Raw genomic sequence first — 6,331 nt, 5'->3', positions numbered from 1 at the left:
ATCCAGGTCAGCAGCAGGTCCAGGGAGAGCAGGACACAGATGCCGGCGTCGATGCCGATCGGGAAGACGTAGGAGAAGTTGCCGAAGCCCTTCTTGAGCGCCAGTTCCCGCACGGCGGCGTAGGAACCGGCGAAGCCGATCCCCGCGATGATCAGGGCGCCCGACACGACCACACCGATGAGAACGCGGTGCATCCGAGTCAGCTTCAGTGGCGCGGCCACTCGTACTCCCCTCCCCTTGCATGCTGTTGCGCGCAACAGGGTGGCACATGTGTACGGCGAACGTCGTGCCGGTACGGCCGGAGCCCGGCCCCGCGGAGGGCCGGGTTCCGGCAAACAGGCCCAGACCGGGGCCTGTTGACGTCCTACGGGGGCGTCAGCCCTTCTTCGCCGCGGAAGCGGACGGGGAGGCGGGCTTCGACGCGGAGGCCGACGGGGACGCGGACTTCGACGCGGAGGCCGACGGCGACGCGGGGGCCTTGCCGCCGTCCGTGCCGCTGGTCCCGCCCGAGCCGCCGCCGTCGCCGTTCGCGGACGACACCGAGGCCACCGCCTCCTTCACCGCCTGCTCCGCGGCCTTCGTCAGCTCACCGGCGTCGGGCGCCTTGTCGCCGGCCAGGCCGGCGCCGTTGTAGTCCAGGGTGACGACGACGTTCTCGACCCGGGCGACGACCGTCTGCTGCTTGAAGTCGCCCTCCTTCTTCTTCAGGTCGTAGCGCACCGTCGTCGCCTCGTCGCCCGCCCCGGCGACCGGCTGCGACGTGGTGTTCTTCGCACCCGCCGTCGACTTCGCCTCCTGCACCTGCTTCAGGAAGTACGCGTGCGCCTGCTCGTTGCCGGAGCCACGCGAGGCGTCCGACGCGAAGCGCAGCAGGGAGACGTTCAGCCAGCGGAACTGCGAGCCCTTCACACCCTTGTTGTCCAGGCTGTTCCAGGAGCAGCTGGCCCGCGTGGCGATGTCGCCGGAGCTGCCCTCCTTGCCCTTGGGGCCCTTGGGCACCAGGTCGTCCAGCGTCTTCTTCGACAGCACCCCGCACGCCTGCGGCAACTTGGCGTACGCCGCCGCCTGCACGGTCGGCGACGCGCTCGCCGCCGCCGACGACGAACTGCTCGCGCCTGCGCTGGAGCCGGCCTTGGCCTGGTCACCGGAGCCGGAGTCCGAGGAGGAGCAACCGGCGGCCACCAGCATCACGGGGACGGCGGCCGCGCAGACAAGGACGCGGTTCAGCCGCGCTGCGCGCTGCGGGCGCTTCGTACGCATCTCACGCTGGTCGTCACGCTGGGCTCGTCGCTGCATGGTTCCTTCACTCATGTGGCTCGTGGTTCCTGCGGTCGGAACGGGTCCGAGGGGCCACGGTACGCGGTGCCGCAGCCACGCGGTCGGGCTTCGTCCGCTCTCCGGACGGGGGCGGCGGGGAGCGCCGGGCGGGTCAGCCGGACAGCGAATCGTCCAGCTGCGCCGCCAGTTTCCGGGCCCTGTCCTGCATTTCCTTGCTGTCCGGGACCGCGGTGACGGTCGTCGGCTGCTCCTCGTACCGGATGGTCACGATGACGTTCGACGTGCGGAACGCCACAGTCACCGTGCGCTGCTTGGCCGTCGAACCCGGGCCGCCCAGCTGGTCGTCGAGGAACGCCTCGTCGCCGACGTCGTCCAGGGTGCGCGGCTGGAGGTCGGTGGTGGCCGAGGCCGACGGCGACGGGGAGGCGGAGCCGGAAGCGGACCCGGACGGCGCACCGGACGACGACACGGAGGGCGCGGTGGAGGGTGCCGTCTTGGACGGCGTCCCGGACGGGCTCGCCGTGTCGAAGTCCGCGGTGGCCGAGGTGCGCGGCGCCGGCAGGTCGGCCGCCGTCTCCAGGCGCGCGAAGAGCTGCTCGGCCTGGGTGTCGTCGCTGACGGCGCTGTCGTAGGAGACGACCCGCTCGAAGTCCACGGAGAGATGGTCGGTGGCGGCTGCGGACTCCACCTTCCAACGGCAGCCGACCTTGCGGTCGGTGTTGTACGTCAGCTCCGCCTCGCCCTGGTAGGCCTTCTGCCGCTGCTCCTCGTCGGTGATCTGCCGGATGCCGGGCAGCAGCGCGTCGAGGGTGTCGTGGCCGACCACGCCGCACGGCTGGGGCAGCGTGCGGTACTTGCCGGGCTCGGCGACCGCGGTGGCCGTGCCGGGCTGCCCGGGGTTGGAGTTGTCGGTACGGCCGCCCTCGTCGGAGCCGCTGGTGCAGGCGGCCAGCAGCGCCGCGAGAAGGGCGACGGTGCCGGGTACGTACGCCTTGCGCTGCACGGGTGAGGCTCCTCTCGACGGTGCGCGGGCGGTCGGTGTCCGCGCTGGTTATTCGCTTGCCGCACGGGGGCGCCCCCTGTGCACCATGTGTATCGCACGCACGACCGTGGACGCCGGTCCGTTGTCCTTTTCATCGACCTTGGCGCCGGTTTTTGCGATCCAAGACTTTTGTTCTGTTTTCCGGGGGAATGAGGAAACTGAGATGTCGTACGTGGAGCTGCCGGGTGCCAAGGTGCCGATCCGTATGTGGACGGATCCGGCGACGGTCGAGGACGGGGCGCTGCAGCAGCTGCGGAACGTGGCGACCCTGCCGTGGATCAAGGGCCTGGCCGTCATGCCCGACGTCCACTACGGCAAGGGCGCGACGGTCGGCTCGGTCATCGCGATGCAGGGCGCGGTGTGCCCGGCGGCGGTCGGCGTGGACATCGGCTGCGGGATGTCGGCGGTGAAGACGTCACTGACGGCGAACGACCTGCCGGGCGACCTGTCACGCCTGCGCTCGAAGATCGAGCAGGCGATTCCGGTGGGGCGGGGGATGCACGACGCCCCGGTCGACCCGGGGCGGTTCCACGGGCTGGCCACGGCCGGGTGGGACGACTTCTGGGGGCGGTTCGGGGGCGTCGCCGAGGCGGTCAAATTCCGTCAGGAACGGGCGACGAAGCAGATGGGGACGCTCGGATCCGGAAATCATTTCGTTGAGGTTTGCACGGATACGGCCGGCGCTGTCTGGCTGATGCTGCACTCCGGCTCCCGCAACATCGGCAAGGAGCTCGCCGAGCACCACATCGGCGTGGCCCAGAAGCTCCCGCACAACCAGGGCCTGGTCGACCGTGACCTGGCGGTCTTCGTCGCGGACACCCCGCAGATGGCGGCGTACGAGCACGATCTCTACTGGGCGCAGGAGTACGCCAAGCACAACAGATCGATCATGATGGCGCTCCTCAAGGATGTGATCCGCAAGGAGTTCAAGAAGGCCAAGGTGACCTTCGAGCCCGAGGTGAGCTGCCACCACAACTACGTCAGCCGCGAGCGCTACGACGGCATGGACCTGCTCGTCACCCGCAAGGGCGCGATCCGGGCCGGCTCGGGCGACTACGGGATCATCCCCGGCTCCATGGGCACCGGCTCGTACATCGTGAAGGGCCTCGGCAACGACAAGTCCTTCAACTCCGCCTCGCACGGCGCGGGCCGCCGCATGAGCCGCAACGCGGCCAAGCGGCGCTTCACGACCCGGGACCTGGAGGAGCAGACCCAGGGCGTGGAGTGCCGCAAGGACTCCGGCGTCGTCGACGAGATCCCGGGCGCCTACAAGCCGATCGATCAGGTCATCGACCAGCAGCGGGACCTCGTCGAGGTCGTGGCGAAGCTGAAGCAGGTCGTCTGCGTCAAGGGCTGAGCCGCTTCTCCAGCAGAGTCACCGCGTACGGGCTGCCTCCGCCGTCCGTCTTGGCCTGCTGTTCTCCCACCACCCGGTAGCCCGCCGACTCGTAGTAGGCGCGCAGGCGGGGGTTGGTCGAGAGGCAGTCCAGGCGGGCGTGGGGGCGGCCTGTTGCCGTGATGCGGGACTCGGCCTGGGCCAGCATCGCCCGGCCCGTGCCGGGTGGGGCCGTGTGCGGGGTGGTCATCAGACGGTGGATGTAGCCGGCGTCGGCGGGGCGGGGGCCCCAGGCCGCCTCGTCGGTCCACCACAGCTCCCAGGCGCCGGTCAGGGTGTTCCCGGCGTACGCGAGCCAGACCTCGCCCTCGCGCATACGGCGGACGAAGTGGGCCTCGTCCTTCTCGCCCGGTTTCCACTGGTCGATGCCCCGGGCCAGCTGCCACAGGGCCGCGGTGTCGCGCAGGCGGACCAGGAGCGGGGCGTCGGCCTCCGCGGCCTTGCGGTAGGTCAGGGCCGGGTGGGCCGTGGGGCGGGGCTCCAGAAGGGCCTCGCGCAGGGTGGCCGCGAGGCTGGTCGCGTCCATGCCGAGGGCGTCGGTGACGTACGCCTCGACGCTGCCGTACCGCTCCTTCAGGGCGTCCAGGAACAGACGCATGATCGCGGCGGGGGCGCGGCCGAAGCCGGGCCAGGTGGGGGACGCGCCGCCGTTGCGGGTGCGCCAGTCGGCGAGCAGGGCCCCGGTGGCCAGTTCCGTGAGGCTGAAGTCCTCGATGATCGTCGCCTCGTCGATGCCGAGGAGGGCGAGGACGAGGGCGGCGATCTCGCCGGTGCGGTCCTTGCCGGAGGCGCAGTGGAAGACGACGGGGGTGCCGCGCCGGGCCGAGTCCGCGATGGTCTCCAGGGCCTCGCGGATCTCCTTCACGCCGTCCTCCGCCACCTCCATGAAGCGTTCGGCCAGGTAGGGGCCCGGGTCGACGTCGGCGGTCAACGCCGCCTGGTTGTACGGGCGGTGCTCGATGCTCAGGTGGTGGTACGTGAGCGAGGCGTGCTCGGGGACGCGGCCGGTGCGCTCGATCTCCCACGGGTGGCGCAGGTCGATGACCGTGCCGACACCGAGGGACAGGAAGCGGTCCCAGTCCGCCGTGCCCTCGCTGATCTTGCCGAGGGAGTCGGAGCGGTAGAGACGGCCGGGGCGGACCCGGCGGGTGCCGTCGGGGGTCGGATAGCCGCCCAGGTCGCGGAAGTTGCGCAGGGCGTCGAAGGGTATGTGTCGGTCCACCCGCCTATTCAGCCCTACTTGGCGTGCCGGACGGCGTAGATCATCACGAACGCCACGATGTGGATGCCGAAGAGGAAGTACGCCAGGAAGATCCACACCTGGCGTTCGTCCTTCGTCTCCTGGGCCAGGCGGCGCTGCTCCGGCGACAGTTCGGGCTCGTCGTCGGCCATCAGTGTTCCCGGTGGACCTTGGTGTTGGACGCCTGGGCGCGCGGCCGGACCACCAGCAGGTCGATGTTGACGTGGCTGGGGCGGGTGACGGTCCAGGTGATGGTCTCGGCGACGTCGTCGGCGGTCAGCGGCTCGGCGACGCCCTCGTAGACCTTCTCCGCCCGCTCCCGGTCGCCGCCGAAGCGGGTGAGGGCGAACTCGTCCGTCTTGACCATGCCGGGCGCGATCTCGACGACGCGGACCGGCTTGCCGACGATCTCCAGGCGCAGCGTCTCGGCGAGGACGTGCTCGCCGTGCTTGGCGGCGACGTAACCGGCACCGCCCTCGTAGGTGCTGAGGCCGGCGGTCGACGACACGACGACGACCGTGCCGTCGCCGCTCGCCTCCAGCTTGGGCAGCAGGGCCTGGGTGAGGTTGAGCGTGCCGATGACGTTCGTCTCGTACATCGCGCGCCAGTCGTCCGGGTCGCCGGTGGCGACCGGGTCGGCGCCGAGGGCACCGCCGGCGTTGTTCACCAGCACGCCGATCGTCTTGAACGCGGTCGCGAACTCGTCGACGGCGGCGCGGTCGGTGACGTCCAGCGGGTATGCCGTCGCGGAGTGCCCGGCGGAGTTGATCTCCTCGGCGATCGCCTCGATGCGGTCCTTGCGGCGGGCGGTGAGGACGACGCGGTAGCCGGCGGCGGCCAGCCGGCGGGCCGTGGCGGCGCCGATGCCGCTGCTCGCGCCGGTGACGACGGCGATGCGGGCGGCGGCGGACGGTGCGGCGGTGGCCATGGGCTGCTCCTCGGACGTCTGTGCGCTGGCTCGCCCCAGGATAGGCGGCGGCGCCGCCGTGCGGCCGGGGCCGGTCAGCCGTTGCCGCGCGGCGCCCACATGATCAGCGCCATGCCGGCCAGGCAGACGAGGGCGCCGGCCAGGTCCCAGCGGTCGGGCCGGTAGCCGTCGGCGACGGCGCCCCACAGCAGGGACCCGGCGACGAAGATCCCGCCGTAGGCGGCGAGGACGCGGCCGAAGTGGGCGTCGGGCTGGAAGGTGGCGACGAAGCCGTACGCGCCGAGGGCGAGGACGCCGCCGACGGCCCACAGCGAGCCGCGGTGCTCGCGCACGCCCTGCCAGACCAGCCAGGCGCCACCGATCTCCAGGATCGCGGCGAGAACGAAGAGGGCGGCCGACTTCAGGATGGGCATGCGGGCAGCTTGGCACACGGCCCGTGGGGGTCGG

General features: G+C 71.3%; 8 protein-coding genes. 1 reads left to right on the top strand and 7 read right to left on the bottom strand.

The annotated features are described in order from the left end of the window. From ACF1GV_RS27945 to ACF1GV_RS27935, 3 genes are all read right to left on the bottom strand, one after another. Positions 1-221: DUF2637 domain-containing protein (locus tag ACF1GV_RS27945; RefSeq protein ID WP_391685755.1), on the bottom strand; the 221-nt coding region annotated here is incomplete at its 3' end. Positions 222-375: 154 nt separating this feature from the next. Further along, positions 376-1,311, bottom strand: coding sequence for a DUF3558 family protein (locus ACF1GV_RS27940; RefSeq protein ID WP_391685753.1), 936 nt, complete (start codon positions 1,309-1,311; stop codon positions 376-378). Positions 1,312-1,429: 118 nt separating this feature from the next. After that, a complete protein-coding gene (locus ACF1GV_RS27935) occupies positions 1,430-2,281 on the bottom strand; it encodes a DUF3558 domain-containing protein (RefSeq protein WP_391685751.1) in 852 nt (283 codons plus the stop codon). Positions 2,282-2,483: 202 nt separating this feature from the next. Between ACF1GV_RS27935 and ACF1GV_RS27930 the strand changes: the two genes are divergently transcribed. After that, entirely contained in the window at positions 2,484-3,677 is a 1,194-nt protein-coding gene (locus ACF1GV_RS27930; protein WP_391685749.1) for an RtcB family protein, read from the top strand. Here ACF1GV_RS27930 and ACF1GV_RS27925 read toward each other — a convergent pair. From ACF1GV_RS27925 to ACF1GV_RS27910, 4 genes are all read right to left on the bottom strand, one after another. Further along, entirely contained in the window at positions 3,667-4,938 is a 1,272-nt protein-coding gene (locus ACF1GV_RS27925) for a GNAT family N-acetyltransferase (RefSeq protein WP_391685747.1), read from the bottom strand. The two genes, ACF1GV_RS27930 and ACF1GV_RS27925, sit on opposite strands and share 11 nt — an antisense overlap. 14 nt (positions 4,939-4,952) lie before the next feature. Then, positions 4,953-5,108 carry a hypothetical protein gene (locus ACF1GV_RS27920; RefSeq protein WP_363268881.1) on the bottom strand — a complete coding sequence of 52 codons (156 nt, stop codon included), beginning with the start codon at positions 5,106-5,108 and terminating at the stop codon, positions 4,953-4,955. Further along, positions 5,108-5,884 (bottom strand): SDR family NAD(P)-dependent oxidoreductase, encoded by a 777-nt coding sequence (locus ACF1GV_RS27915; protein WP_391685745.1) that lies wholly within the window; start codon positions 5,882-5,884, stop codon positions 5,108-5,110. Before ACF1GV_RS27915 ends, ACF1GV_RS27920 begins: the two co-directional genes overlap by 1 nt. A gap of 74 nt (positions 5,885-5,958) precedes the next feature. Continuing rightward, positions 5,959-6,297, bottom strand: coding sequence for a YnfA family protein (locus ACF1GV_RS27910; RefSeq protein WP_391685743.1), 339 nt, complete (start codon positions 6,295-6,297; stop codon positions 5,959-5,961). Between the last annotated feature and the right edge of the window lie 34 nt (positions 6,298-6,331).

Source organism: Streptomyces sp. NPDC014006 (genome assembly GCF_043088925.1).
In the GTDB taxonomy this organism is placed as follows: Bacteria; Actinomycetota; Actinomycetes; order Streptomycetales; family Streptomycetaceae; genus Streptomyces.
This window is presented reverse-complemented; position numbering and strand designations above follow the sequence as displayed.